Annotated in this window: 27 protein-coding genes and 7 pseudogenes; 16 read left to right on the top strand and 18 right to left on the bottom strand. The window is 39.6% G+C overall.

Annotated elements, in window-relative coordinates; translation table 11 throughout:
• Window positions 1-30: 30 nt before the first annotated feature.
• Both F972_RS05980 and msrB read right to left on the bottom strand, forming a co-directional pair.
• Window positions 31-519, bottom strand: a complete 489-nt coding sequence (locus tag F972_RS05980) for a glutathione peroxidase (protein WP_004680890.1) — start codon at window positions 517-519, stop codon at window positions 31-33.
• Window positions 516-935, bottom strand: coding sequence for a peptide-methionine (R)-S-oxide reductase MsrB (gene msrB / locus F972_RS05975; RefSeq protein WP_004677726.1), 420 nt, complete (start codon window positions 933-935; stop codon window positions 516-518). The genes F972_RS05980 and msrB overlap by 4 nt, the downstream gene beginning before the upstream one ends.
• 247 nt (window positions 936-1182) lie before the next feature.
• Here msrB and F972_RS05970 point away from each other — a divergent pair, with 247 nt between their 5' ends.
• On the top strand, window positions 1183-2613 hold the full coding sequence (locus tag F972_RS05970; RefSeq protein ID WP_004680891.1) for a pyridoxal phosphate-dependent aminotransferase: 1431 nt from the start codon (window positions 1183-1185) through the stop codon (window positions 2611-2613).
• Window positions 2614-2775: 162 nt separating this feature from the next.
• Here the strand turns inward: F972_RS05970 and gspM are convergent, their stop codons facing one another.
• From gspM to F972_RS05945, 5 genes are read right to left on the bottom strand one after another with little or no spacing between them, the layout of a single operon-like run.
• Window positions 2776-3255 carry a type II secretion system protein GspM gene (gene gspM, locus F972_RS05965; protein WP_004677730.1) on the bottom strand — a complete coding sequence of 160 codons (480 nt, stop codon included), beginning with the start codon at window positions 3253-3255 and terminating at the stop codon, window positions 2776-2778.
• Complete coding sequence (gene gspL, locus F972_RS05960) at window positions 3255-4394, bottom strand: type II secretion system protein GspL (protein ID WP_004680892.1); 1140 nt, start codon at window positions 4392-4394, stop codon at window positions 3255-3257. Before gspL ends, gspM begins: the two co-directional genes overlap by 1 nt.
• A gap of 40 nt (window positions 4395-4434) precedes the next feature.
• The gene (sixA, locus tag F972_RS05955; protein ID WP_004680893.1) at window positions 4435-4890 is read right to left on the bottom strand and encodes a phosphohistidine phosphatase SixA; all 456 of its coding nucleotides are present in this window, start codon (window positions 4888-4890) and stop codon (window positions 4435-4437) included.
• Between the two features lie 57 nt (window positions 4891-4947).
• The gene (locus tag F972_RS05950) at window positions 4948-6021 is read right to left on the bottom strand and encodes an NAD(P)H-dependent glycerol-3-phosphate dehydrogenase (RefSeq protein WP_004758196.1); all 1074 of its coding nucleotides are present in this window, start codon (window positions 6019-6021) and stop codon (window positions 4948-4950) included.
• Window positions 6022-6063: 42 nt separating this feature from the next.
• On the bottom strand, window positions 6064-6642 hold the full coding sequence (locus F972_RS05945; protein WP_004769258.1) for a nitroreductase family protein: 579 nt from the start codon (window positions 6640-6642) through the stop codon (window positions 6064-6066).
• Window positions 6643-6837: 195 nt separating this feature from the next.
• Here F972_RS05945 and F972_RS05940 point away from each other — a divergent pair, with 195 nt between their 5' ends.
• Complete coding sequence (locus tag F972_RS05940) at window positions 6838-7221, top strand: hypothetical protein (protein ID WP_004759935.1); 384 nt, start codon at window positions 6838-6840, stop codon at window positions 7219-7221.
• 49 nt (window positions 7222-7270) lie between these two features.
• On the opposite strand, the gene F972_RS05935 is transcribed toward F972_RS05940, so the two are convergent.
• Both F972_RS05935 and F972_RS05930 read right to left on the bottom strand, forming a co-directional pair.
• Window positions 7271-7510, bottom strand: a complete 240-nt coding sequence (locus tag F972_RS05935; RefSeq protein WP_004769256.1) for a hypothetical protein — start codon at window positions 7508-7510, stop codon at window positions 7271-7273.
• A 153-nt stretch (window positions 7511-7663) separates the two neighbouring features.
• On the bottom strand, window positions 7664-8851 hold the full coding sequence (locus tag F972_RS05930; RefSeq protein WP_004769254.1) for a phosphoglycerate kinase: 1188 nt from the start codon (window positions 8849-8851) through the stop codon (window positions 7664-7666).
• A 139-nt stretch (window positions 8852-8990) separates the two neighbouring features.
• Between F972_RS05930 and F972_RS05925 the strand changes: the two genes are divergently transcribed.
• The 6 genes from F972_RS05925 (at window position 8991) to F972_RS05900 (ending at window position 12845) form a co-directional block, all read left to right on the top strand.
• Window positions 8991-9374 carry a DUF2237 family protein gene (locus F972_RS05925; protein ID WP_004680899.1) on the top strand — a complete coding sequence of 128 codons (384 nt, stop codon included), beginning with the start codon at window positions 8991-8993 and terminating at the stop codon, window positions 9372-9374.
• The gene (locus F972_RS05920) at window positions 9374-9967 is read left to right on the top strand and encodes a Maf family protein (protein ID WP_004769253.1); all 594 of its coding nucleotides are present in this window, start codon (window positions 9374-9376) and stop codon (window positions 9965-9967) included. Before F972_RS05925 ends, F972_RS05920 begins: the two co-directional genes overlap by 1 nt.
• Window positions 9968-10198: 231 nt before the next feature.
• On the top strand, window positions 10199-10993 hold the full coding sequence (locus F972_RS05915) for a PP2C family protein-serine/threonine phosphatase (protein ID WP_004769251.1): 795 nt from the start codon (window positions 10199-10201) through the stop codon (window positions 10991-10993).
• On the top strand, window positions 10983-11204 hold the full coding sequence (locus tag F972_RS05910) for a DNA translocase FtsK (RefSeq protein WP_004769250.1): 222 nt from the start codon (window positions 10983-10985) through the stop codon (window positions 11202-11204). Before F972_RS05915 ends, F972_RS05910 begins: the two co-directional genes overlap by 11 nt.
• The gene (locus F972_RS05905; protein ID WP_004769248.1) at window positions 11188-11601 is read left to right on the top strand and encodes a formyl transferase; all 414 of its coding nucleotides are present in this window, start codon (window positions 11188-11190) and stop codon (window positions 11599-11601) included. The genes F972_RS05910 and F972_RS05905 overlap by 17 nt, the downstream gene beginning before the upstream one ends.
• Before the next feature lie 17 nt (window positions 11602-11618).
• Window positions 11619-12845, top strand: coding sequence for a PDDEXK-like family protein (locus F972_RS05900; protein WP_004769246.1), 1227 nt, complete (start codon window positions 11619-11621; stop codon window positions 12843-12845).
• Between the two features lie 43 nt (window positions 12846-12888).
• On the opposite strand, the gene F972_RS05895 is transcribed toward F972_RS05900, so the two are convergent.
• From F972_RS05895 to F972_RS05885, 3 genes are all read right to left on the bottom strand, one after another.
• On the bottom strand, window positions 12889-14142 hold the full coding sequence (locus F972_RS05895; protein ID WP_004769244.1) for a serine hydrolase domain-containing protein: 1254 nt from the start codon (window positions 14140-14142) through the stop codon (window positions 12889-12891).
• 82 nt (window positions 14143-14224) lie between these two features.
• Window positions 14225-15079 carry a MaoC family dehydratase gene (locus F972_RS05890; RefSeq protein ID WP_004769243.1) on the bottom strand — a complete coding sequence of 285 codons (855 nt, stop codon included), beginning with the start codon at window positions 15077-15079 and terminating at the stop codon, window positions 14225-14227.
• A gap of 66 nt (window positions 15080-15145) precedes the next feature.
• Window positions 15146-16537, bottom strand: a complete 1392-nt coding sequence (locus F972_RS05885) for a 3-oxoacyl-ACP reductase (RefSeq protein WP_004769242.1) — start codon at window positions 16535-16537, stop codon at window positions 15146-15148.
• A 224-nt stretch (window positions 16538-16761) separates the two neighbouring features.
• Between F972_RS05885 and F972_RS05880 the strand changes: the two genes are divergently transcribed.
• From F972_RS05880 to F972_RS15180, 7 genes and pseudogenes are all read left to right on the top strand, one after another.
• Window positions 16762-18288, top strand: a complete 1527-nt coding sequence (locus tag F972_RS05880; RefSeq protein ID WP_004769241.1) for an acetyl-CoA C-acetyltransferase — start codon at window positions 16762-16764, stop codon at window positions 18286-18288.
• Between the two features lie 122 nt (window positions 18289-18410).
• Window positions 18411-18650 (top strand): annotated as a pseudogene (locus F972_RS15195) (IS4 family transposase); the annotation flags it as partial.
• Window position 18651: 1 nt separating this feature from the next.
• A pseudogene (locus tag F972_RS15790) lies at window positions 18652-18953 on the top strand (IS30 family transposase); the annotation flags it as partial.
• A gap of 100 nt (window positions 18954-19053) precedes the next feature.
• Window positions 19054-19599 (top strand): crossover junction endodeoxyribonuclease RuvC, encoded by a 546-nt coding sequence (ruvC, locus tag F972_RS05870; protein ID WP_004677756.1) that lies wholly within the window; start codon window positions 19054-19056, stop codon window positions 19597-19599.
• A gap of 183 nt (window positions 19600-19782) precedes the next feature.
• Window positions 19783-20239 (top strand): annotated as a pseudogene (locus F972_RS15190) (helix-turn-helix domain-containing protein).
• Window positions 20229-20639, top strand: a pseudogene (locus tag F972_RS15185) (transposase); the annotation flags it as partial. The pseudogenes F972_RS15190 and F972_RS15185, both read left to right, overlap by 11 nt.
• A pseudogene (locus tag F972_RS15180) lies at window positions 20638-21530 on the top strand (IS4 family transposase); the annotation flags it as partial. The pseudogenes F972_RS15185 and F972_RS15180, both read left to right, overlap by 2 nt.
• A gap of 137 nt (window positions 21531-21667) precedes the next feature.
• Here the strand turns inward: F972_RS15180 and F972_RS05855 are convergent.
• The 3 genes and pseudogenes from F972_RS05855 to F972_RS05845 all read right to left on the bottom strand — a co-directional run.
• Window positions 21668-21793, bottom strand: a pseudogene (locus F972_RS05855) (transposase); the annotation flags it as partial.
• 129 nt (window positions 21794-21922) lie between these two features.
• A pseudogene (locus F972_RS16560) lies at window positions 21923-22396 on the bottom strand (IS630 family transposase); the annotation flags it as partial.
• Between the two features lie 17 nt (window positions 22397-22413).
• Entirely contained in the window at window positions 22414-22761 is a 348-nt protein-coding gene (locus F972_RS05845) for an IS630 transposase-related protein (protein WP_004676962.1), read from the bottom strand.
• A gap of 7 nt (window positions 22762-22768) precedes the next feature.
• Between F972_RS05845 and F972_RS05840 the strand changes: the two genes are divergently transcribed.
• A complete protein-coding gene (locus F972_RS05840; protein ID WP_004758209.1) occupies window positions 22769-23362 on the top strand; it encodes a hypothetical protein in 594 nt (197 codons plus the stop codon).
• 71 nt (window positions 23363-23433) lie between these two features.
• Here the strand turns inward: F972_RS05840 and ftsY are convergent, their stop codons facing one another.
• From ftsY to F972_RS05825, 3 genes are all read right to left on the bottom strand, one after another.
• On the bottom strand, window positions 23434-24555 hold the full coding sequence (gene ftsY / locus F972_RS05835) for a signal recognition particle-docking protein FtsY (RefSeq protein ID WP_004680916.1): 1122 nt from the start codon (window positions 24553-24555) through the stop codon (window positions 23434-23436).
• Window positions 24556-24675: 120 nt separating this feature from the next.
• Window positions 24676-25005, bottom strand: a complete 330-nt coding sequence (locus tag F972_RS05830; protein WP_004758211.1) for a hypothetical protein — start codon at window positions 25003-25005, stop codon at window positions 24676-24678.
• 107 nt (window positions 25006-25112) lie between these two features.
• Entirely contained in the window at window positions 25113-25475 is a 363-nt protein-coding gene (locus F972_RS05825; RefSeq protein ID WP_004758213.1) for a hypothetical protein, read from the bottom strand.
• Window positions 25476-25669: the final 194 nt, after the last annotated feature.

The raw sequence follows: 25669 nt of genomic DNA, 5'->3' as shown, positions 1-25669 counted from the left end.
TAATAAACCGCCCATTTTTTTTATTGTCTCTTATTTGCTTGCTAATGCTTTCTCAATATCTGCTTCGAAAGCCTCGGGCTTGGTAGTCGGCGCGTAACGTCCTAAAACCTCACCATTACGTCCCACGAGAAATTTGGTGAAATTCCATTTAATGTTCTGGCTTCCCAAAATGCCTTTCGCCTCTCGGGTTAAAAAACGAAAAATGGCATGTGCTTCAGGTCCTTTTACATCAACTTTGGCAAACATTGGAAAATTAACCCCATAGTTACGTTGGCAGAACGCCCCTATTTCTTTATTTGTTCCTGGATCCTGCCCACCAAACTGGTTACATGGAAACCCCAAAATTTCCAGACCCTGTGGTTTATATTTTTCATATAGTTTTTCAAGTCCTGCAAACTGTGGGGTAAAAGCACACTTGCTTGCAGTGTTTACAATCAGCATGACCTTACCTTTATAGTCGGCGAGCGCCTTTATATCTCCCTCTAACAATTCAGCTTCAAACTGATAAATGTTACTCATGGATATGTTTCCTCGTCGTTCTTTTCTTGTGTTTTAAGTTGTAGTGATGCCGAATTAACGCAATAGCGCAATCCTGTCGGCTGCGGACCATCCTCAAATACATGCCCCAAATGTGCGTCACAGTCATGGCAGACAATTTCCGTTCTGACCATACCATGCGACAAATCTTCGTGTTCTTCTATTGCAGTGCTGTCAAGCGGTCTAAAAAAGCTCGGCCAGCCACACCCACTGTCATATTTGGTGTCCGAAGAAAATAGTTCCGCACCACAGCAACGGCACACGTAGATTCCATGTTGCTTAGTGTTCCAGTATTGTCCAGTGAAAGCAGGCTCTGTGCCTTTTTGGCGGGTAATCCGATATTCTTCTGGTGACAGTTCTCTTTGCCATTCTCGGTCAGTTTTATTGACTTTTCCCATGACCTGCTCCTTTTGTTCTATATTTTAAAAGTATTTGGTGATCAGTTTTTATATTTACGCCATTCACAACAAAAACTCTAGTCTATTGCTGCAAAATTTATAAAAAATTAAACATTTACCGCACAAATAGCAAATAGAAAGCAAATTATATTTTATAGTGAGCATTTTATTTATAACTTCATCTTCCAAGTAAGCAAATATGATGCTATGCTGATGCCACACCGCTGTCTGTTGTACAGGACAAAAAATGTCGCAAAAGAAAAGTGTGGTTTTCCAAAACCTATTGCCAACCATCAGACAATATCAACAATCGGGTTTTACCCATGAAAAAATTGTTGAATTACTGAGAGATCAGCATGATCTTGATCTGGTTACCATTGAAACCTTTAAAAGTTATTTATACCGATATGCAAAAGTGAATCCAGCTATGTCTAAAAATACTGCTATTCCCAACTCAACTCAAACCACTAGAGAAATCAGGAAATCCTCTAAGCTTGAGCATGTTTGTTACGACATTCGTGGACCAGTATTACGCGCCGCCAATGAAATGGAAGAGCAAGGACATAAAATCATCAAGCTAAATATCGGCAACCCCGCACCTTTTGGTTTTGAAGCCCCACAAGAGATTATTAACGACGTTGCCTTAAACCTGCCAAATGCGATTGGCTACACTGATTCTAAAGGCATTTTCCCTGCCCGTAAGGCAATTTGCCAGTATTACCAGCAGAAAGGCATTTTTGATATGCATGTCAATGATGTCTATGTCGGCAATGGTGTGTCTGAACTGATCGTGATGGCAATGCAAGGGTTGCTGGATGACGGCGATGAAATGCTGGTGCCAATGCCTGACTACCCATTGTGGACAGCCGCAGTCAACCTTTCAGGGGGTACGGCAGTTCACTATAAATGTGATGAAGAGAACTACTGGTATCCTGACATTGCCGATATGGAAAGCAAGATCACGCCCAATACGCGTGGAATTGTGGTGATTAATCCAAATAACCCGACAGGTTCGGTCTACCCTCGCCATGTGTTAGAACAAATTGTCGCATTGGCGAAAAAACATGACTTGATTTTATTTGCTGATGAAATCTACGATAAAATCGTTTATGACGGTATTGAACATGTGGCTGTTGCTGCTCTTTCTGGTGATCAGCTCTGTTTATCTTTTAACGGTTTATCAAAGGCATATCGTATTGCAGGTTATCGTGCTGGATGGATGGCGATTACAGGGGACAAGGCGCGTGCGGCAGACTATATCGAGGGTCTGGACATGCTGGCTTCCATGCGCCTGTGTGCCAACCATCAGGCGCAATATGCCATTCAAACTGCGTTAGGTGGTTATCAATCCATTAATGATTTGATTCGCCCTGGTGGGCGTTTATATGAACAACGCAATATTGCATGGGAAATGTTGAATGAAATTCCTGGTGTCAGTTGTGTTAAACCTGATGGTGCCATGTACTGCTTCCCTAAACTTGACCCAGAAATTTATCCAGTTGAAGATGACGAAAAATTCATGCTGGATTTATTAAAGGCTGAAAAAGTTTTACTGGTTCAGGGTACGGGCTTTAACTGGCCAACGCCTGACCATTTCCGTGTGGTATTTTTACCTGCGGAAAATGAGTTACGTGAGGCAATTAACCGTTTAGGCCGTTTCCTCGCTAAAATACGTTAAGACCATATTCAATCCCCCTTTAGTACGTAAGGGGGATTTTTATATTTAATAGGGACGGCAGAGTAAAACTTCAATTTTTATTCTGCCGCTATATTTTTAATGCTTTATGAGATTTAATTTATGGTTAAAATATAGTCAGCATAGTTTTTAAAACACCACCTTTTATTTAACTGTTGCCGTTAATTTAATCTGGCCTGCATTGGAAACCATGTCCATTTTTTCAATGCTCACCCCCATCTGGGATAGCTGCATTAAAAAGTTGGCAAGTACAGAATAATTCTGATGTTCCGCAACAATTTGGATCTGTTCTCCATTTTGCTGCGAAGAAACTGCCAACCCTTGCTGCTGTGCTGTACGCTGGATTTTATCCGCCGAGGAAAGGGCAAGGTCATTGGCAGGTTTCATGGTTGCAGCATTACTCTGCATCCAGACCATTAAATCCTTAAGCTCATTTAAACGCTTTTGTTGCTGGTTTGCCAAAGCATGCATTTTCCACAAAGCGGAACCAACAATCACAACGATTAAAAAAACAGTTGTAAAAACCACCATCACGCGCTCACGCACTGACAGGCTCTGTAAATATTGATTCAGCGCCTCAGCTTTCTGATCAAGACTATTTTGTAATTGTGTGAACGCTTTCATTATTTTACTTTGACCATCCCAATCGCACCGACACTATCCGCTTGTACATTTCCAAGTTCCGCCTGAAAACCCTGCTGATTCAACTGCTGTGCCAACGCCTGCAAGTCATTTGCTGATTTTGCCTTTAACGACATTGCCAATGTTGAAGCATCATAACTGACTTGTTGGGCAACAATCTGTTTCTGCATCAATATTGGCCCTACCCGACTCAACAATGACAATGCCTGCGTATCTCCAAGCTGGCTCATGCGCAACTGGCTTTCAAACTGGCTTTTAATGTTCTGCTCAGTCACACGGGTATTTTCGCCAAACCAATGCTTATACTGATCGATCGCCTGTAAAGCAGTTTGATCCGCCAGCTTTCTCAACTTTGACCAGCGCAAGGCATCATAACCCAGCTGCACCAGAATCACGGCCAATAAAACGGCTGCCGAGGCTTTCCAGTAGCCTGACCATTGTACATCGGCATTTTTTGCCTTTGGCAACACATTAAATGGATGTTGCTTCGGTCTTGGAAACTGCTCAAACTGGTAGCTAAACTCAGTACGTTGATCTTTATCAGATGCTGTTGCCAAAACATCCAGTTGGATTGCACTGAGATTGGCAAATTTATATTGCGTTTCTGATGACTGAAATTCCAGAAATAACCCTAAATCATCAATCGAGTTACCTGACCAGACATTTTCCCTCACCAGTAAATGGTCATACAGATTCACCAGTACCACTTCATTTTGTGCTGGCTCAGGCAGAATCAGAAAATCAGGCAAGAAAGCGACAATCTGGATCGGTAAAAGGCTTAGGGCATGCTGCCAAGTTTCAATGGTAAATTGCGCAACACCTAAAATATTGAGTTGATCATGCTGAAAATGATGCACCACTTTCATCTGGTCAATTGGCAAGGTCACAAACTCTTCTAACAGATATTTAATGCCTTCTTGCCCCAATTGCTTGTAATGCGCCTTTGTCATAGGCTGCTGCAACATTTGAGCATTGCGGCTTGGAAAATAGACCACCGCCTCTTTTCCACTATGCGCTTGCAAATCCTGAATGAGTTGTTCAAGACTGTTTGCCTGCAACCAGTTTTCCCCAGCCGACCAATACCATGTTCCATTGGTTTCGGGCATCCATAAATACAGCATCGGTGTTCAGTATCCTTATCCTGTTGAGGATAGATAAAATTTATATTGTTGGTGTAAAACGGTTCTTTTGCGTTGATAAACCATTCGCAATCACTGCCTGATCATAAATACGTGCTTCGGCCAATGCAAATGGATTAAAACTTTCATGGGTCAATTGTTCCGCAATATGTGCTACTACATTCATGTGGCACACCACCGCAATCGACTCGTATGGAAGTTTCGATAACCATTCTATGGCATCTTTGGCGTTATCATCGGGTTTAATTTTATCGCAGATTAAAACAGGAATCCCCTGAAAATGTGCCTTGATATGTTGCAGTGTTTCCTGAGCACGTAACAATGGGCTGACAATAAAAATTTCAGGCTGAATCACATCTTTGAGAAAATCTCCTGTTTGCTCAGCCTGTTGATGCCCACGCATTGTGAGTGGACGCTGCATATCATTTCCATTCACTGCTGGAGACGCTTCACCGTGACGAACTAAAGTGAGTTGCATAATCATTCTCTAATTTTTTTCATTCAAGCATAACAACATTGGATGACAGTTTTCTGATTAAACTTCATGATGAGGTAAAACAAATTCCACATCACTACGATGGCCATTTTTCATTAACGATAAGGCAATGGTCATTGGCGGTGCATTTTCAAAAATCACTTCATATAAGGCATTGGTGATTGGCATATACACATCCAGTTCCTGTGCCTTGGTACGCACCTGCACAATGGTGTTGATACCCTCGGCGGTTTGTCCCAGTTCTTTAGTCGCCTGATCCAGTGTTTTACCTGAACCCAGGGCAAAACCGATCTGATAGTTACGGCTTAATGGACTGTTACAGGTCGCAAATAAATCACCCACACCAGAAAGCCCTAAAAAAGTTAAAGGATTTGCACCCTGTTTCACTGCAAAACGGCTCATTTCCGCCAAAGCACGGGTTAAGATCATACTTTTGGTATTTTCACCAATGTTATAGGCAGCGCCCATCCCCATTGCCACCGCATAGATATTTTTTAACGCACCACCCAGTTCCACACCATGTACATCATCACTGCCAAATACACGGAACAATGCACTATGCAAGGCGTGTTGCACTGCATAGCGAACCAGTTCAGATTCACTGGCAATCACTGTACCCGATGGCATACCTGCCATAATTTCTTTTGCCAGATTTGGCCCCGATAGAACCCCATAAGGCACTTCAGGTAATTCTGTACGGATAATATCACTCATAAAGCTAAAGGTTTTGGCTTCAATGCCTTTGGTCAGTGAAACCACTGCCTGCGCACTAATAAACGGCGCGATTTTCTTCAACACATCGCGGAAAGAATGACTTGGAATCGCCACCAAAATAATGTCACGGTCACGTACCGCCAACTCCAGATCAGAAACCGCACGCAGACCTGTTTCCAGTGTGTAATCAGGCAAATAGCGCTTGTTGATATGCGTTTGATTGATTTCCTCAGCAACAGCCACATCACGAATCCAGATCATGGTGTCGCAGCCATTACGCACAGCCAGATTCGCCATTGCTGTACCAAAACTCCCCCCACCCAGCACGGTAATTCTTAATGCTGTTTTCTGGTCTACAGCTACGGGTTCAACCAAATCGCTAAACTTCAACTCTGTCATTTTTTATCCTGAAACAAATTTCTAATCATTCACAAATAAGATTTAAGTAGCCTGCCATACTTTTAAAAAGTCCTGACTCTCTATTTCTGCACGAGGTGCAATCATTTTGGCGGCTGTTCCAATATAAATAATACCAGAAATCAAATCTTGCTCTTTTAAGCCGAATTGTTGCTTAAGCCAATTAGATTCTACAACTGCACCAGAACGCCACATACTCGCAAAACCTTGTGCTTGTAATGAGAGTAAGAAGTTTTGAACAGCAGCACCCGTACTTAAAATTTGCTCGAAGTGCGGAACCTTTGGGTGATCTTGGATCGTGGTTAAGGCTAAAACAAGTAAAGGCGCGCGAAATGGATGATGCTTCACTCTTTCCAATTGTGCTGGCTCAGTCTCACCCAAATCGGCCAAAGCCTGTGCCAGATGCTCACCAAAAGCGGCACGCTGTTCAGGCGTCACAACCACAAAACGTGTTGGTTTTAAACGATGATGATCGGGCGCCGTGAGTGCGGCCTGCACCGCCTTTTCAAGTTGTTGTGTATTCGGCGCTGGTTCAATGAGTTGTCCAATCGATTGACGTTGATGAATATTATGATGAATGATTTCTATTTTTGAGTCCGTCATTGAAATAAATCTAACTAACACAAGGATTGCGCTAGATTAGCATAATCTGAATGATTTCCACCACGTCCAATCCCTGCTTAATCATTAATTTGAGAAATTTAACAGAGCATCAGCACAAACTGTACATAACCTGCAAAAGCATTCAAAAATTCTATGTTCAAATAATACAATTCTGTCGTAACTTGAGAACAAGCAATGAAAAAAAACTTTATTATGACTTTACTTGGCGGTTTGGCACTTGGATTAACCGCATGTGCATCCACCCCAACCAATACCCTCGCGATTCAAAAAGAAAACAACCAATATGAAGTTACAGGAATTGGCAAAACCAGCCTGATTGCCAAAAACAATGCAGTCAGTGCAGCACAGAAAACCTGTACTCGCAATACCTCGCCTATCGTGGTAGATGAAAAAACCGCATATCAGGGGGTTTTAAAAGGTGTGGTGGATGAGCAAACAGGAAAAATGGTTGAGGCTGCCGCAGGGGTCATTGGTACACTGACTGGTAAGAATGCTTCGCTGGCAAAAGATGATGACTATCAAACAACCTTGACGTTCTACTGCAAAGCCAATGGATAAATAAAAAAAAGCCGATGTTTAAACATCGGCTTTTTTTTATTTTTGTCACTTATTGAGCTTCACTCGCAGCCACTTCTGAAGCTGCGCCCTCTTCGGTAACATCAGTATTATTTTCATCTAAATTCGGTTTATCAATGGCATCAATCGCAGCCTGTTGTTCTGGACTGGTTTGTGTGACTGAAGTTGTCTGCTCTTGCGGTTCAGCATTTTTCGCTTCTTCTTTCTTTGCACATGCAGTCAACATGATTGGGGCAATGATTAAAGCGGCAAGGGTTAATTTAAATTTCATCACGGCTTTCCACAGTTAATGGTTGAAGTTGTGACAAGCATATTTCAGATATGTGACATTTTTATGACCACAATATCCACCAAAAACAAAAGAGCCGATTTTCATCGACTCTTCTTTTTCAAACATGCTTATAAATCAAATATTAAATACTGATTACGCACGCTCAAGCAAAACTGCAACTGCTGGTAAGGTTTTGCCCTCTACAAACTCAAGGAATGCACCACCACCTGTTGAGATATAACCAATTTGATCAGCCACTGCATATTTATCAATTGCAGCAAGCGTATCACCACCACCCGCAATCGAGAAACCAGCTGATTCAGCAATTGCCAATGAAAGTGCCTTGGTGCCTTCACCAAATTGATCAACTTCAAATACACCCACTGGACCATTCCAAAGAATCGTTTTTGAAGTTTTTAGGATCCCAGCAAATGCTTTCGCTGTTTCAGGGCCAACATCCAGAATCATGTCAGTGTCAGTCACATCTGCAACGTCTTTCACAACAGCTTGTGCGCTTGCCAATGAACCCAGAAAATCTTCAAAATTGATTTGGCTGGCATCAGCAACCACAACATCAGTTGGCAATGGTACGCTCACTTTTGCAGCGATTTGTTTTGCAGTATCGACCAAATCAGCTTCGTAAAGTGATTTACCGACATTGAATCCAGCAGCAGCCAGGAATGTATTGGCAATACCACCACCCACAATCAATTGATCACAAATCGTAGAAAGTGAATTTAATACATCAAGTTTTGTTGATACTTTAGAACCTGCAACAATTGCTACCATTGGTTTTTCAGGTGTTTGCATTGCTCGACCTAGCGCATCTAATTCAGCGGCTAATAACGGACCAGCAGCAGCAACTTTTGCAAAACGTGCTACGCCTTCTGTCGACGCTTCTGCACGATGAGCAGTACCAAATGCATCCATAACAAATACATCACAAAGTGCTGCATATTTTTGTGCAAGCTCTTCTTTATTTTTCTTTTCGCCATGATTGAAACGTACATTTTCAAGTAATACCACTTGACCCGCTTCAACCTCAACGCCATCTAAATAATCAGTAAATAATTTAACATCCTGACCTAAAGCAGTGCTTAAATAAGCTGCAACTGGTGCAAGTGATTGTTCTGGCTTTGGCTCACCCTCTACAGGACGACCAAGATGAGAAAATACCATTACCGCAGCGCCTTTATCTAACGCAGCTTTGATTGTTGGTAATGCAGCACGTAAACGTGCATCGCTGGTAATTTCCCCATTTTTTACAGGAACGTTTAAGTCTTCACGAATAAGAACACGTTTACCTGCTAAATCAAGGTCAGTCATGCGCTGAAAATTCATGGATGGCTCTCTAATTGATTTTAAAAACGGCGTAATTTTAAATGATTCTTAAAAATAAAGGTGAGTTTTTTTGCAGAAAAGCTGTCTAAAATTTCACTTTTGATTATCATAATCATCGTTATTAAATCTTTGTATTCTTATGTCTATTCATCCTGATCCAAAAATTAATCGTCTAAATGTTCTTGGTGAACCTTTATCTAGTTGTTGCTTTGACCCGATCACGGGCTATTTTCGTAATGGTTTTTGCCATACGGCGGTCACGGACTTAGGTCAGCACACCATGTGCGCGCAAATGACTTCAGATTTCTTAAATTTCTCACAAAAAGTTGGCAATGATTTAATTACGCCTTTACCTGAAGTAGGTTTCCCTGGATTAAAACCAGGTGATTTTTGGTGTATTTGCGTCACACGTTGGGTTGAAGCCTACGAAGCAGGTCATGCCCCACCAATTAAATTGAATGCTTGCCATAATGCTGTTTTGCATTATGTGCCACTGAATATTCTCGTTGAATATGCAGTCTAATGAATCAGTTTGAATTGATTTTGGCATCGAGCAGCCAAACCCGTAAAGACTTGATGGATCGTTTACGATTGAACTATCGTTGTATTTCACCTGGTATTGATGAATCTGCAATGGGTGAATTACATGCCGATGATTTAGCTAAACGTCTAGCTTATGAGAAAGCACGAGTTATTGCTGAACTGAATCCAAATGCGATTATCATTGGTTTTGATCAAGTCGCTTGGCGTGAACACGCGCCCGCTGATTTTATTGGCAAACCATTAAGCGTGGAAAATGCGATTCAACAATTACAAGCTAGCTCAGGGAAAATCGTGTTTTTTAGCACCGCTCTCAGTGTTCAGCATTTGCGATCAGGGTTTGAAAGAACTCTGGTTGAGCATTATCAAGTGAAATTTCGCCAACTGACGCTCGCTGAAATTGAGCGTTATATCGAGATTGATCAACCTTTACATTGCGCAGGTAGTTTTAAGTGTGAAAGCTTAGGGATTAGCTTATTTGAGAAAATGGTGGGTAATGATCAAACTACGTTGATGGGCTTACCGATGATTCAATTGTGTAAGATCTTACGTCAATTTGGGATAAATGTTCCTTGATCTCTATTATTAGCTCTTTGGTTGCCAAATTTAATATTTTTATACTTCTAAAGAAAAAACCAACTTTACGCTTTTAAGAGTCCGTTCACGGTGCAATTTTCTCTTATTTGATTATACTATCGTAACAAAATATTTATTTTATAAATTAAACACTTAAAACTAAAAATATGATTGACCACTTCATATTTCGATTGCTATAACTTACTCACTTTCTCCTCATCAGGACTCACCGTGACTGATCTCTATTATGAAATGCAGGCTTTAACATGGCGAGCAAAACCACCCATTCAACAAGATGCAATCTTGATTGGAAATAAAGTAATTCAGCATGATGGATTGATTAGCAAACATTATATTTATAACAACGACCAATTTTGGTGTGCTGCGGTATCTGATGGGGTAAATAGCAGTCCTAAAGCAGAACAAGCCTCCAAAGCGGTTTTAAAAAGTGTTTTGACACAAGCACAAACAAAAAATCGGATTCATTTGCAAAAAGTACAAGATGATTTAAGTGCTGATTTCGCCAGCAATCCAAAAACGTATAGTGCCAGTGCCACTTTGGCAGTCGTTACACCGTCTAGCCCATTTGGTTTTGTCAATATTCAACATTTGGGGGACAGTCGAGTCTATTTATTTAGCAGCCATAATCAATACTGGTATGCCCTGACCCAAGACCATAATTTCCTTACAGAAATGCAGCAAAATGGTGAAGCAAAAATTAAAGAAAATGAACAATATGCCAGTTTCTACTACATGCTGAATCATTGTTTTTGTGCTGACTCTTTACATAATGTTCCCGAATTTCCCCCCAAAGAGGAATATTTGGTTGTAGGAGATGCTCTCTTGATTTGTAGCGATGGTGTGCATGATGTGTTGGAATGCAATCACTGGAAGCCTTTAATGCCTGAAACTCCATTAAAAACATGGTTATTAAATATGAAAACTGCCCTCCATCAAAATCATTCTTTTGATAATGTTAGTATGATTTTGATTCGTCTCACACAGGAAAACCAACATGCAGGATAATAAAGAGTTATTACAACAGGCAATACTATTTGCTCAAGAAGTCGAACACATTTCTGTTTCAAGCTTACAAAGAAAATTTTTAATCGGTTATCAACAGGCGAATAAGTTACTCGAGTGTTTGATTGAAAATAAAATTTGTGCAGTAGATTTTACACCTCATTATGGTCATTTAGTTTACAAGCAAGGAGTTTCTGATGCCAAGAATACTTAAAAATATAGATCAAATTGCGCTTGAGAAACAACGTGATGTTTTATATTTGCTTTTTCATAAGAACTATAACGACATTTTCCACAATGAAGATCTTTCACTTAAATTTCACTATGAAACCTGTATTGTTCGTCAACAATTGATTGAATGGTTAGAAAAACATGAAATTGATTTTTCCGAATGTTTTGGCTGGTCATCTCGAAGTGGAATTATGTCAATGCCTTATCTGGGTGAGATTTACCTTGATGTACCCTTTGATGAAGCTAACCCAAAATATCAACTGTTATATAACCACCTAGAAAATTCTGATGGCAGTATGAAAATAGAAGGCGTTACTTGGTATTACTGCCCATTGAGTGAGGCTTTAGAAAATCATGCCCAGAACTTAAATGATGATTAATAAGTAAAGGAAATTAAATGAATCTCAATATATCTAAACTACTTAATCAAGTTTCCTATGAATTAAAAGCGCTTGAACTAGCACGACAAAAATATAAAAAACAGCTTGCCCCAAATTTTTCAATATTTAATTATATTTATACAGATGAAATGATGCTAAGTAGAATCATTGCTGATTTATTAAACCCAAGTGGTGATCATGCACAGGGGCATCTATTTCTATCCCTATTTCTTCATCAATTGGATTTACCTGATGATTGGAGAAATATTAATTTAGATCATGCAGACATCACTGTACAAACAGAGAAGACTATCAGAAATGGTCGAAGAATGGATATTTATATCCATATTAAAATCGCTCAGCAAAGCTATGGTATCTGTATTGAAAATAAACCATTTGCTGCGGATGGTGATCAACAATTACAAGATTATGCTAATGAAATGAGCTTTCTTTTTCCTCAAAATTGGCATCTTGTCTATTTATCTGGGTATGGTAATGAACCAGCAGAACATAGTGTCAAACCTGAAATCTTAAAATCATGGTTAGACCAGAAAAATTTCAGCCATATTACTTTCCCTGACTTAATTAGCTGGCTAAAACAAGCTTTAACTGAATGTCAAAATGACAAAGTGATTTATTTTATAAAAGAGTTTAAACATTATATTGAAAAGGAATTTTTATCAATGAATGATATTTCAGAACAAAATCATATTTTAAACATAATCTTGCAAGATCCTCAGCATATTCAAGCTACATTTGAGTTATTAGGAGTCAAAGATCAATTACAAGACTCTTTGATTCATAAACTTGAACAACAACTACAGAGTGCTGTCCACCAGAAAGGCTGGTATATTACTGACCATATTTCTCGTGATCACTGGACTGGATTAAATATTTTTTACACACAAAAACATAAGCTATGTTTTAGAATAGAATTTAATCATTATAACTATCGGGGATTTTTTATAGGAATTGCTAAACGAGAGGAAAATCTAGCTGCCCCTGAACTATTCCATCAAATTCATTCAACCATATCAGAACTATTCCCTCATGAAAAAGTTAAACAAAGTGAATGGTGGGCGACATATATTGATCAAAAAGATATATGGGATTGGCAGACACATACCCATGTTTGGTCAATGATTGAATCAGGCGAATTATGTCAACGTATCACGCAATATGCAGAACTTATTTACCAAGCACTGAATCAGAAAAATTTATTAGATGAATTCAATCTTAGTTAAAAAATTTCCCCCATTCACCGTTTTATTGAATGGGGGAATTTTGTTAAAACCAGCCTTTTCTACCCGTCAATATTTCATCAGCACAACGCAAGGTTTCTTGGCTCAAACCCCACAGACGATAATCCCCTGTTGCGGAGGTCACGTTAAAATTATGGATATAAGCAAAACTCAATTCACGGTCAGGATCACACCACGCACCTGAACCATTAAAACCCATATGGCCAAAGCCATGTGGTGAACGCTTACCCATCGTTAAAATACGGTGATAACCCAAACGCCAGTGCATTGGAATTGGCATCACACGATCACGGGCTTTCGATTGTACTGTACTTAACTGCTTAAACACTTCTGGACGAATCAATTGCTGTCCATTCCACAGGCCTTGATTGGCAAGCATTGCATAAACTCTGGCAAGACTATCCGCCGTAAACACCCCATTGGCGGCAGGAATCACGGCTTGTAGGCCTGCATCACTATAAAAGCTAAAGTTACGCATGCCTTTCGGAATCATGGCATCCTGAAAATCTTGAGGACTTTGCCCAGAAAGTTCTAGTAATTTTTCTGATAATGATACTTTACGTGGTTGATCAGTTTTTTTAACTTGTGGCTTTGGTGCAGATGATTTTTTAGGTTTTTCCAGCAAACGAGCAACCCGATCCAGCTCAGAAGCAGGCACGCCAAAATATGCGCCATCTAACCCAAGCGGTTGCACCAAATAACGTTGCATTAACCAACTTAAAGGCTGTTTCGCCGCTTTTTCAATGACCCCACCTATGAGCCAACCATAAGTCAGCGGTTGATAAGCAAAACTTTGTCCTGCTGCAAAACGTGGAGCAGCCGCCGCCATTAGCTCTAACATATGCGACCAATCCAACATTTCTGTTGCTGTCTCAATCGTATTGCGAATATCAAATAAACCACTTTGATGCGATAAAACATGACGTAATGTAATATTGGCTTTACCATTTTGGGAAAACTCAGGCCAATAATGTGCAATAGGCTGATCATAATCCAGTAAGCCTTCACTTACTAAAATATGTGCAAGCGTTGCTAAAATTCCTTTGCCTGTCGAATAACACATTGCCAAAGTATCAGATTGCCAATCTTGTTCTTGAGATTTTTTACCAGTAAAAATATCAACAACTTTCTGACCTTGGAAATATACCACCAATGCAGCGCCACCTTGATGGCTTCTCGCATCTTGCAAACGACTGAATTGGGTTGCTAAGTCAATAAAACGATGATCAACCTTGCCATGATAGTTATGCGTATCGGCAAATAAAATCTCTTTAATCAATGCACATATCCTTATGACATTTATATTTTTTAGAACAACCCTCTTGCGAACAAAAGGGCTGACTCAACAATACTATTCAGTATTAAAGTGCTTTCACTGTTCCCGCAACATGTGGCTTTTTAGATTTAACGTTACGAATCAAGAAGTCAGTTTGTTTTGATTCGGCAGCTGTTAAAAACTCAACAGTTGATGGTAAATACATCGGCAATTTAAACCAAACATCTGCTTCATAAGCAGCGGGTAACTCAATACTCGCCAAAGCTTTTGCCTTACTCCACATGCCATGAGCAATCGCTTGTTTAAAACCAAATGCTTTAGCTGTGACTGCATGAATATGAATCAAGTTAAAATCACCTGAAATCAATGCATAGCGGCGACCAATATTCTCAGAAATATTCCATTCAGCTTTTGGCTGATATGCAGGCTCTTTAGATTCTTTCGATTTTTCAGAAGCTTTTTTCTCAGTTTTTTGACGTGATAAATAAGTCGTTAAACTTTCCATCACCACTTCACCACCCACTTTGGCAGTTGTAATGAAATCGAATTGTAAGCCTTTATCATGTGGCTGAAGTTCGCCAAATTTACATGACAACGTAATTTGCTCATTCACACCGATTTTACGAATTTGTTTGATTTGGTTACGAATATGTACCAATCCTAAAATCGCAAATGGAAATGCTTCACTTGTCATCATGTGCATTTGCAGACTTTGCGACAGTACTGCTAGATAAATTGCTGGTACAAAACCATCATTTTTAAAACCACAAATTTCGTTATAGCTTTCTAAATGTTTTGCATCAATATTAAGCGTATCTACCACATATTCCACTTGTGGTAATACTTTTTCGCCTTTTGGCTTTTTAAAAATTAAACCTTGAATAACTTTTGGATAAGCTAAGTAAGGCTTTGGTAATTGACTAAAATGGCGTGTATTCATAATGAACCTTTCTACATTTTTATAAAAAAGGGATGCACAAGCACCCCTCTTCAAAACTTTTGACGCTTAAGCGCCCAACAAGCTTTGACCGCATACGCGAACAACGTTGCCTGTCACACCTGTTGAACCGGTAGAAGCATACCAAGCAATTGCTTCAGCAACATCTACAGGTAAACCACCTTGGTTCATTGAGTTCATACGGCGACCTGCTTCACGAATCGCAAATGGAATCGCAGCAGTCATTTGAGTTTCAATGAAGCCTGGTGCAACCGCGTTGATCGTAATACCATTCTTCAATGTTGGTGCAGTAAATTTAACCAAACCAATTACGCCTGCTTTAGACACTGCATAGTTGGTTTGACCCAAGTTACCCGCGATACCGCTGATCGATGATACACAAACGATACGACCATTTGCATTTAAACCATCATTAGAAAGTAAGTAATCGTTAACACGTTCAATTGCAGACAAGTTAATGTTGATGACTAGATCCCAAAGCTCTGGCTTCATGTTTGCCAAAGTTTTGTCACGAGTAATACCTGCATTGTGAACGATGACATCCAAACCGCCTTGTTTAGCCGCAGCAGTTTTAATTTTCTCGCCAGCGTCAGCAGCAGTAATATCGATTGCCAATACTGAACCGCCAATTGAACCCGCAACACGCTCAAGATCAGCTTGTTGTTGAGGAACATCTAAGCAAATCACATGTGCGCCATCACGTGCCAATACTTGTGCAATTGCTTCACCAATACCACGGCTTGCACCCGTTACGAGTGCAGTTTTACCCGCAAGTGGCTTAGCCCAATCTAATTTCACTATTTCTGCTTTAGAAATACGGATCACTTGACCAGATACATAAGCAGAGCGTGGTGAAATTAAGAAACGTAAAGTAGATTCCAAGTTTGCTTCAGCGCCTTGATCTACATAAACCACTTGAGCAGTGATACCCTTTTTGAATTCTTTACCAACAGACTTCACAAAACCTTCAAGCGCACGTTGAGCAATGGCTTGTTTTACAGTTTTCGCTGTTTCAGGCGTTGTACCAATCACAATCACACGGCCAGAAGTTGAGATTTGACGCGCGATTGGATTAAAGAAGTTGTACAACTCTTTTAATTGTTCTGAATTTTGGATACCAGAAGCGTCAAATACAACTGCTTTAAATTTAGACTCTTTATCATCTGCATTCAAAGGACGAAGGTTTAAACCTACTTTTGCAGCAGTTTGCTGTAATTCAACGTTATTGCCTACGTAGCTATCTGCATGGATATTACTAAGAACCTGTGCAATAGAAGCGGAAATAGTGCTTGAAGGTGCTGCGCCAAGCAATACGGCACCATTTACAACAGGTTGGCCACTTTCAAAACGATCTAAGCTAACTGGTGATGGTAAACCTAAATTTTTTACAACAAATTTACCCAAAGGTGATTGTGTAAATGCTTGGTATTGATCGGTCATGATTATTATCTCTCATACAAATGAATTTTTTACAAACATCTAAACCATGTCAGCAAAATAACATGAAACCAATGTTTGATTGACTCACAATAAATCATACTTGACTTCATGTTTGGATGTCTTGACCTGAATGTGGTCTAAAGCGTCATTCTAGTCAATACAGCAGTATTGGAAATATGCTATGGTTATAGCAAGAATATCGCAATTATGCTTGGAAAAGCCTTATGAGCAAAACAACTCAAGAAAATCCAGCAGTCGAGAATTCTGCTCAAGAGACTGTGTCAAATACATCAAAAGCAACTTCTGCTCCAAGTAAAAGTGCTGACGCAACTCCTAAAGCAGCAAGTACGGCAACTAAAACGACTCGTCCTCGTTCTACCAGTCGTAGTACAAAAAGCACTGCTTCTTCTACATCTACAAAAGTAGCACCAGCTAAAACAACCAAACCTTCTGTTCAACAGGATAAAAGCATGAGCCAAAACACTGTTCGCCGTGTTGCCATTATTGGCGGTAACCGTATTCCTTTCGCACGTTCAAACGGCGCATATTTCACTGCCTCAAACATGGATATGTTCACCGCGACATTAAACGGCTTAGTTGAGCGTTTTAACCTACAAGGTCAACGTTTAGGTGAAGTGGTTGCAGGTGCGGTATTAAAACACAGCCGTGACTTCAACATGACTCGTGAGTGTGTTTTAAACACTCAGCTTGCACCAGAAACTCCAGCTTATGACATTCAGCAAGCATGTGGTACTGGTTTACAGGCAGCTTTCCTTGTTGCAAACAAAATCGCTTTGGGTCAAATCGAAGTGGGTATTGCAGGTGGTGTAGATACAACTTCTGATGCACCGATCGCTTTAGGTGATGGTTTACGTAAAGCTTTGCTTGAGTTGAACATTGCTAAAACAGGTAAAGATCGTTTAAAAGCTTTATCTAAAATCAATGTTAAAGATTTGATGGACGCACCTAAAAATGGTGAACCACGCACTGGTTTATCTATGGGTGACCATGCTGCCATTACAGCGTTAGAATGGGGCATTACTCGTGAAGATCAAGATGCCTTAGCCGCTTCTTCTCACCAGAAAATGGCAAAGGCATACGAAGAAGGTTTCTTCGATGACTTAATTACTCCATTCTTAGGTTTAAGCCGCGACAACAACTTACGTGCTGACTCAACTGCTGAGAAATTAGCAAAATTAAAACCAGTATTTGGCAAAGGCGAAGCTGCAACAATGACAGCGGGTAACTCTACTCCACTTACTGACGGTGCTTCATGCGTACTTTTAGCTTCTGAAGAGTGGGCTAAAGCAAATGGCCATGAAGTTCTTGCTTACTTGACGTTCACTGAAACTGCTGCAGTTGATTTTGTTGGCAAGAAAGAAGGCTTATTGATGGCTCCTGCTTATGCAGTTCCACGTATGCTTGAGCGTGCTGGTCTTAAACTTCAAGATTTCGACTATTACGAAATCCACGAAGCGTTTGCATCACAAGTACTTTCTACTTTGAAAGCTTGGGAAGATGAGAAATTCTGTAAAGAGCGTTTAGGCTTAGATGCACCTTTAGGTTCAATTGATCGTAGCAAACTCAACGTTAAAGGTTCTTCTTTAGCTGCGGGTCACCCTTTCGCTGCAACTGGTGGTCGCATCATCGCCACTGCTGCGAAAATCTTAAACCAAAAAGGTTCAGGTCGTATCTTAGTTTCGATTTGTGCTGCTGGCGGTCAAGGTGTAACAGCTATTATTGAAAAATAATTGCCGACCTAATCAATAAGGGGTTAGGTCTTTGGATTTAGTCCCTTTTTCCTTTGTACACGACAAAAATAGATAACTCATTGAAATAATGTCATAATAATTGTTTTCTAACGACGAATACTATGACACATCTCAACGAGTTACATCTTATCCTAAACAAATCTCTAAAATGGAACAAGTCACATTTAAAGTGCTTTTCGCTCATCATGCTTGCGATCATTTTAAAGCAAACGTGCAATCTTTCTTCTGCATCTAAAGCCTTCCCCATCCAGTGCTTACCACAATCATTTTATCGACGTATGCAGCGCTTCTTTGCAGGTCAGTATTTTGATTATAGTCAAATATCTCAGTTGATTTTCAATTGACCGTGGAGGTGAGATGGCAGAACATAAAATACTCGAAGAAGATTTAGGCATAGATGTATATTTCTGTGACCCACATTCACCATGGCAAAAAGGCACATGCGAAAATATGAATGGTTTAATTAGGCAATATTTACCTAAAGGGATTGATTTAAATCAGGCAGATCAGCATTATTTAAATCAAGTTGCCATGTCACTGAATACTCGTCCTAGAAAAGCGTTAGATTGGCTCACACCATTAGGAAATTTGCTCAGTTTGTTGATTATCATAAGGCTTTTAAAACTGTCGCACCTCATGTTTGAATTCGCCATCCTATATAATTCAAAATACTACAAAAATATTATGCAGTAAAAAAACTATTATGTAACAATATTGGAAGTTTGTTAATTTCTTTAGTGCCTCATGTCGTTCATTATTGGTATTGATCCTGGTTCACGTTTAACAGGTTATGGAATTATCGAAAAAGATGGTAACAAATTGCGTTTTGTTGATGCAGGAACCATTCGTACCGAAACACAAGCAATGCCTGAGCGTTTAAAACGCATTTTTGCGGGTGTTGAGCGGATTGTTAAGTTTCACGGTCCAACTGAAGCTGCTGTCGAACAAGTGTTTATGGCACAAAACCCTGACTCTGCCTTAAAACTTGGTCAAGCACGTGGCGCTGCGATTGCAGCATTGGTGAATTTGGATTTAAATGTAGCGGAATATACAGCACGTCAAATCAAGCAGTCTGTAGTGGGCTATGGGGCTGCTGAAAAAGAACAAGTGCAAATGATGGTAATGAAATTACTCAATCTTAGCATTCAACCACAAGCAGACGCCGCCGATGCGCTTGCTGCCGCCATTTGTCATGCTCATGCTTCAGGAAATATGAGCAAAATGGCAGTATTGAATGCTTTAGGTGGAATGGCGCGAGGAAGAAGTCGTTCGAGCAGTAGACGACGTTAGAATGCTAGAAAAATGCTATTAATTACCCCAATTTCAACTTTTTAAGTGATTGAAATAAAAGAGGTGGACCAGAAAATTTGAATAACACCTATAAGTGATATATTGCTCCCCAAATGATGTTATAAGTTGACAAAAACAACTAATCGTGCGAAAAGGTTTTTTTTAGTTAACAGATGTTCACACATGCCTCGAATTGTTTCTGTACCACTTAGTGTAGAACAGCGAGAACGACTCATTTTTTCTGGCCAAACATGCAAAAGATTGGCGTGAAAGACAGCGCGCCCAAACTATTCTCTGGCTTTCCGAAGGTAAAAGTGTTGCGGAAGTTGCCACTCTACAAGAACGTATCCCAGAAACCATAACGCTACAACGCCGACGTTGGGAATTTTATGAGTTTGAATCGATTAAAGAAGGTCATCGCTCAGGTCGGCCCAATACATTGATCTCAGACTATCAGGCGAAAATCCTAGATTGGGTCAATACAAGTCCACTCAATGCAGAACAAATCCGAGTCAAACTACATGAAGAATACGAAGTGTCCGTGTCTGTTGAAACCATTCGTAAGTTTTTACGTGATTCAGGTAGGGTCTTCAAGCGTACCCGTCATAGCTTGAAAAAAAAGAGATCCGATTGCATTTGAACAAGCAACACAGCAGATTAAAGAATTACGAGAGCAAGCGGCACGTGGTGAAATTATATTAGGTTATGTTGATGAAACAGGGTTTTCATCTAAACCTGATAACCGCTATGCGTGGACAAAGATAGGTGATGTTCCTGCGGTTGATGTAATAAGATTAAAACGAGTTAATGTCATGGGGTGTTTGCTTTCAACGGGGAAACTGGTGACAAGTTGTTTACAAGAGTCAGTGACAAGCACTTGGTTTTATGCCTATTTAACTGGAATAGCTCAACAAGTAAAACAGACGTATAACCTTCCATTGGTTCTTATTGTTGATAATGCCTCGATTCATAGAAGTAAAAAGATGGCTGATTACAGAGAGCTACTTAAAACTAAATTTTCGACGAATCTGTATTTTATTCGACAAAGTGCAACTGAATTTAGATAGAACCAATTGGAAATGGGGAAAACGAAATATTAATATCCTGATGCTCGCGATCGTTTATCGTGGAATAGCAATACCTATCGTTTGGACATTGCTTAATAAACGTGGAAATTCAGATACGAAAGAGCGTATTACCTTGATTCAACGCTTTATATCCATTTTTGGTAAAGACCGTATTGTGAATGTGTTCGCAGACAGAGAGTTTATCGGTGAGCAGTGGTTTATATGGTTAATTGAATAAGACATCAACTTCTGCATTCGTGTTAAAAAAACTTCATTGTCACCAATCATTTAGGAAAGAATCATAAAATTAGTGATTTATTTCGCCATCTTCAGGTTGGTCAAATTGAATGTCGTAAACGACGGATTTTGGTTGGTCGGGTGAAACTATATATAAGTGCACTACAGTTAGAAAATGGAGAGCTTTTACTCGTCGTTTCTCCTCAGTTTAATGGTAATGCTATTCAGGATTATGCATTACGCTAGGAAATTGAAACCTTATTCAATTGTTTCAAGGGACGCGGGTTTAATCTTGAAAATACGCGCTTGACAGACCCTGGACGAGTGAAAAAATTGATTGCGGTGTTAGCTATAAGCTTCTGTTGGTGTTACTTAACGGGTGAATGGCAACATGATCAAAAAAAAGCGATAAAAATAAAGAAGCATGAACGACTGTCAATGAGTTTATTTCGCTATGGTTTAGACTATGTTCAAATGGCGATTCAGCGTTTAATTGGTTTTGGGAAAAAAGAAGAGTTTAAGGAAATTTTGGCAATTTTAAGAAAGCACAAGCCTGATAGGATAAGGGTTCTGTACAATTTGTCGTGTACAGAGATCAAATTTATATTATTAAAATATTTGCACTAATTTTACTCCCCCCCAATTTCAGGGCTAGACAATTTTAGGAAATTATAGTCAAACTACTTTATTATTCATACAGGATTCGAAAAAAACTCGAAATAACTCATCGACTGAGTTGTATTGGTTTTATAATGATTTGACTATATACGTTTCTTCCATTCAACAATGGTATTTTTATTAATTTCAAATTGTGCAGCTACCGCTCGAATAGAATAACCTTCCTCAAGCTTAGCTAAAATTTTACGTCTAAAATGTTCTGAATAACTCATTGCACCATTGTATTGGTTTTATAATGATTTGACTATATGACTAAACTACACTCATGTATAAAAATTGTTTTAATCTGTACGGGGTAATGGAAAATGAAACGCTTATCTTTAAGCTTATAGTCAAACCGTTTAATTACCCATACACTCGTTAAAGAAACGACTAAAAAGCTTATCTATTGAGTTAACCAACCATTTTTTCCTTTTTGCTTTCACCCATGCCCACATTTTTTCAATAGGATTAAGGTCAGGACTATACGGTGGTAACCAAAGTATTTGATGCCCATGTTGGGTTAATAGATCTTGTATATCTTGTCGTTTATGGAAAGCTGCATTGTCCATGACAATTACACTATTCGAGGGTAATTCTGGTAATAAAAACTGATCTACCCAAAAATGAAATACATCCGAATTTACTTTGCAATCAAATAAACCAACTGCAAATAACTTACCCTCATGGATTGCTCCTATTGCATTGGTTTGATTTTTTAATTGCCAATTATATGTTCCATAACAAGGAGTTCCCTGTTTTGAATAACCATGAGGTCTATGTTCATGAGATTTAAATCCACTTTCATCAAGATAGATGATCGGGTGTTGACACCTTAATCGGTTTAAATCTTTTAAATACTGCTCTCTGAGTTCTGTTTTTGCTTTCGGGTGCCGTAAGGTCTTTTTTTAACTGTGATATTTAGACGCTTGAGCGCATCTCCAATTGTAGAAGTACCACAACCAAAACGAGCAGCGCGTTCATATTGATAATCATCAGGATATTGCTCAACATCTGCACGTAAGGCATCATCATCAACTTTAGATGGTTTTCTTGGTCGAGTTCTTTTTATTTCGATTCGCTTTTTCCATTCGACAATTGTATTTTTATCAATTTCGAAGTGTTGAGCAACCGCTCGGATAGATTGACCTTCTTCAAGCTTGGCTAATATTTTCTTTCTAAAATGTATTGGATAACTCATATCGGTATTGTATTGGTTTTTTGACGTACGGACTATAGCCACAGTCGCACTTTTATCTGTATCTTTAACAACACAAGCAGGTTTTTTAGATAATGCCTTAAAAATTGCTCAAGCAGTGCAAAGTGGTGATACAGGTGCGGCATTAAATCAGGCTGCCAATATGGCAACAGCACAAAAACAACAAGCTGCACCAGCAACAGCCTATGTTGATACAACACCTTATTCAGTTGCGCAATTGGGTGCGATGGACTGCGCTGCACTTGCAGTATCTTCAGCCACAGCACAACGTGAAATCAAGAGCTTGCAAACTCAAGCTGAACAGTTTGACAATTTACAAACTCAGGCACAACAAGAAGCAGCAAGTAGAGGTAACGCAAAAGCACTCGGTGGTTTATTATCGATTGCTGGAAATATTATGGCGCAAAAAGGCAGCAGTTCTGCAAGCACATTAAGTACGCTGGGCAATAACCTTTCAACAACTCAATCAGAAGCTCAACTACAAACCATGAATTCTGATGCATTGCTCAAAGCTTACAAAAAACACGAAGCTGATTTAGAAAATATCAAAATCTATCAAAAGAGCAAAAGCTGCAAAATCTAATCAATACCCAATCAAAAAACATCCAGCTTAGAGCTGGATGTTTTTTATGCATGATAAAGACCAAACATTCTCTATTTATCCGTCTCAAACAACGCTGCAACGAAAGACTTAGCCGAGAAAGGACGTAAGTCATCAATCTTCTCACCCACACCAATATAGCGAATTGGCACATGAGTACGGCTTGCGATATTGAATAACACACCACCTTTGGCTGTACCATCCAGCTTGGTAATGGTAATACCAGTTAAACCCACTGCTTCGTCAAAGAGTTGAACCTGATTAATGGCATTTTGGCCTGTACCTGCATCTACAATCAGCATGATCTCATGTGGTGCAGTTGCGTCAATCTTCTGCATAACACGTTTAACTTTTTTCAGCTCTTCCATGAGGTTGGCCTTATTTTGTAAACGCCCTGCGGTGTCGGCAATCAGTACATCAATGCCTTTGGCACGCGCACTTTCAAATGCATCAAAAATTACTGAAGCACTGTCAGCACCATGTCCTTGAGCCACTACAGGAATGTCATTACGCTCACCCCAGATCTGTAATTGCTCAGTCGCTGCTGCACGGAACGTATCACCTGCGGCGAGCATGACTTTCTTGCCCTCACCCTGCAAACGCTTGGCAAGTTTACCAATGGTCGTGGTTTTACCCACACCGTTGACACCCACCATCAAAATCACATAAGGCGATTTATTCGGGTCAATATGTAAGGGCTTTACGCGTGGCGCAAGTAAGGCAACCAGTTCTTCCTGTAGTGCTTTATACAAGGCATGTGAATAAATCAGGTCACCACGTGCGGTTCTTTCAGTCAAATTGGCGATAATGGTTTTGGTCGCATCAACACCAATGTCTGCAACCAGTAACTGCTCTTCGACCTCTTCCAGCAGTTCATCATCAATTTCTTTACCGCCGATCAGGATATTGACCATACCATCAGTAAAGCTACGGCGGGTTTTGGTCAGGCCATCTTTCATACGACCAAAGAAACCAGCAGATTTTGTGTCATCCTGCTCAAAGACTGGCGTTGATGGTTGTTCTACAGGCGTGGGTGCAGATGTTGCAACTGTGGTTTTTACAACTGGTTCAATAATGGGAATATCGACAGCAGGTAAACTCGGCAATGTGACATCATCATCACCGATGTCAGCATCTATCAAGAATTTATTTTGCACATTCGATTGCTGTTGCATGTCGATTCCTTGAGAATAAAGCAGCTTTTTAAAAAGATTGACAGTCTAGCACAAATTGTTTTCTTTTTCCCGACTGGGCCAAATCATTCATTTATAAATGAAAAATGAGTCGATTAAAACTTACTCATCCTCTTGTTTCATTGCTGGATATTGTTTAATACGGTTTGATTCAAATTGATAGGCATTCAAAAGCTTTAGGTAGTCTACGCGGCGAATGCTGGAATGTCTTAAAACAGCTATCGCCATATGCTGTGTTCTGGGATGGCTGGCTTGTTGTGAAAAATAAATCACCTGTTGATATTGCATTGTATTGACAGGGCGTTGTAAAGCTTTATAGACAACAATAAAAATTGAAAAAAGTATTATCGCGACCAGAATATTACACAATTGATCGACTTTTGTCCCAAACCGAGACTTTAAAACCTGATGTTTAGAAAATAAAGACAACATAACTTACCTCAAAGCTATGAAGTAGTGTATGTGTCTGGTTCATTAAGGACAAGCCTAACGTTCAATAAGTCACAATGAAACAACTTATTGAACGTCCAGAAACTTTATCAATAATTAACCAAGGTACGGACAAAAGCGAAATATAAAATAAAAGCGATGATCACCAAGGTAATAAAAATTGCAAACATCCCTACACCACTCTCTGCATCGGCTGGGTGCAATTCATCATCATCGGCAATATTTTTTAGCTCGCCGTCATAAATCTTAAAAAAGCGGTCCTTTTGTTCAGGGCTTAAATGGCTGGCAAAATCGTAGACACGCTTGCGCTGGGCCAAGCAATAATCACCGAGATGAATTTCCTGATGGAAAATGGCTTCATCCAGTAATTTACGATGATGATGAGCCAAAGTGATGATCTGGCTCTCTAATGGTGGAACATCAATGCTTACACCATCAATTACATTTGACATATTGTTCTCCTTTTCTCTTATTCTCACTTTGATTTTACTTAAAATTATTTGCGACAAATGTTTAATCGTGTAAGCTTTTATTTACGAAATGACACGCAATATATTTGACAATTCAATCAATTTTGTCATAATAATTTAACAATTTAAAGTTAAAGTAGCTTAAATTCAAAGTAAAGTTTCTTTGAATAGAATTT

This window comes from Acinetobacter sp. CIP 102529 (assembly GCF_000368325.1).
In the GTDB taxonomy this organism is placed as follows: Bacteria; Pseudomonadota; Gammaproteobacteria; order Pseudomonadales; family Moraxellaceae; genus Acinetobacter; species Acinetobacter parvus.
Note: the sequence above shows the minus strand (reverse complement) of the source record. Positions and strands in the feature narration are given on the sequence as shown.

Excerpts from the sequence above, each read along its gene's own strand:
- F972_RS05980 (WP_004680890.1), bottom strand. The coding sequence starts at position 519 with ATGAGTAACATTTATCAGTTTGAAGCTGAATTGTTAGAGGGAGATATA.
- msrB (WP_004677726.1), bottom strand. The coding sequence starts at position 935 with ATGGGAAAAGTCAATAAAACTGACCGAGAATGGCAAAGAGAACTGTCA.
- F972_RS05970 (WP_004680891.1), top strand. The coding sequence starts at position 1,183 with ATGTCGCAAAAGAAAAGTGTGGTTTTCCAAAACCTATTGCCAACCATC.
- gspM (WP_004677730.1), bottom strand. The coding sequence starts at position 3,255 with ATGAAAGCGTTCACACAATTACAAAATAGTCTTGATCAGAAAGCTGAG.
- gspL (WP_004680892.1), bottom strand. The coding sequence starts at position 4,394 with ATGCTGTATTTATGGATGCCCGAAACCAATGGAACATGGTATTGGTCG.
- sixA (WP_004680893.1), bottom strand. The coding sequence starts at position 4,890 with ATGCAACTCACTTTAGTTCGTCACGGTGAAGCGTCTCCAGCAGTGAAT.
- F972_RS05950 (WP_004758196.1), bottom strand. The coding sequence starts at position 6,021 with ATGACAGAGTTGAAGTTTAGCGATTTGGTTGAACCCGTAGCTGTAGAC.
- F972_RS05945 (WP_004769258.1), bottom strand. The coding sequence starts at position 6,642 with ATGACGGACTCAAAAATAGAAATCATTCATCATAATATTCATCAACGT.
- F972_RS05940 (WP_004759935.1), top strand. The coding sequence starts at position 6,838 with ATGAAAAAAAACTTTATTATGACTTTACTTGGCGGTTTGGCACTTGGA.
- F972_RS05935 (WP_004769256.1), bottom strand. The coding sequence starts at position 7,510 with ATGAAATTTAAATTAACCCTTGCCGCTTTAATCATTGCCCCAATCATG.
- F972_RS05930 (WP_004769254.1), bottom strand. The coding sequence starts at position 8,851 with ATGAATTTTCAGCGCATGACTGACCTTGATTTAGCAGGTAAACGTGTT.
- F972_RS05925 (WP_004680899.1), top strand. The coding sequence starts at position 8,991 with ATGTCTATTCATCCTGATCCAAAAATTAATCGTCTAAATGTTCTTGGT.
- F972_RS05920 (WP_004769253.1), top strand. The coding sequence starts at position 9,374 with ATGAATCAGTTTGAATTGATTTTGGCATCGAGCAGCCAAACCCGTAAA.
- F972_RS05910 (WP_004769250.1), top strand. The coding sequence starts at position 10,983 with ATGCAGGATAATAAAGAGTTATTACAACAGGCAATACTATTTGCTCAA.
- F972_RS05905 (WP_004769248.1), top strand. The coding sequence starts at position 11,188 with ATGCCAAGAATACTTAAAAATATAGATCAAATTGCGCTTGAGAAACAA.
- F972_RS05900 (WP_004769246.1), top strand. The coding sequence starts at position 11,619 with ATGAATCTCAATATATCTAAACTACTTAATCAAGTTTCCTATGAATTA.
- F972_RS05890 (WP_004769243.1), bottom strand. The coding sequence starts at position 15,079 with ATGAATACACGCCATTTTAGTCAATTACCAAAGCCTTACTTAGCTTAT.
- F972_RS05885 (WP_004769242.1), bottom strand. The coding sequence starts at position 16,537 with ATGACCGATCAATACCAAGCATTTACACAATCACCTTTGGGTAAATTT.
- F972_RS05880 (WP_004769241.1), top strand. The coding sequence starts at position 16,762 with ATGAGCAAAACAACTCAAGAAAATCCAGCAGTCGAGAATTCTGCTCAA.
- ruvC (WP_004677756.1), top strand. The coding sequence starts at position 19,054 with ATGTCGTTCATTATTGGTATTGATCCTGGTTCACGTTTAACAGGTTAT.
- F972_RS05845 (WP_004676962.1), bottom strand. The coding sequence starts at position 22,761 with ATGAGTTATCCAATACATTTTAGAAAGAAAATATTAGCCAAGCTTGAA.
- ftsY (WP_004680916.1), bottom strand. The coding sequence starts at position 24,555 with ATGCAACAGCAATCGAATGTGCAAAATAAATTCTTGATAGATGCTGAC.
- F972_RS05830 (WP_004758211.1), bottom strand. The coding sequence starts at position 25,005 with ATGTTGTCTTTATTTTCTAAACATCAGGTTTTAAAGTCTCGGTTTGGG.
- F972_RS05825 (WP_004758213.1), bottom strand. The coding sequence starts at position 25,475 with ATGTCAAATGTAATTGATGGTGTAAGCATTGATGTTCCACCATTAGAG.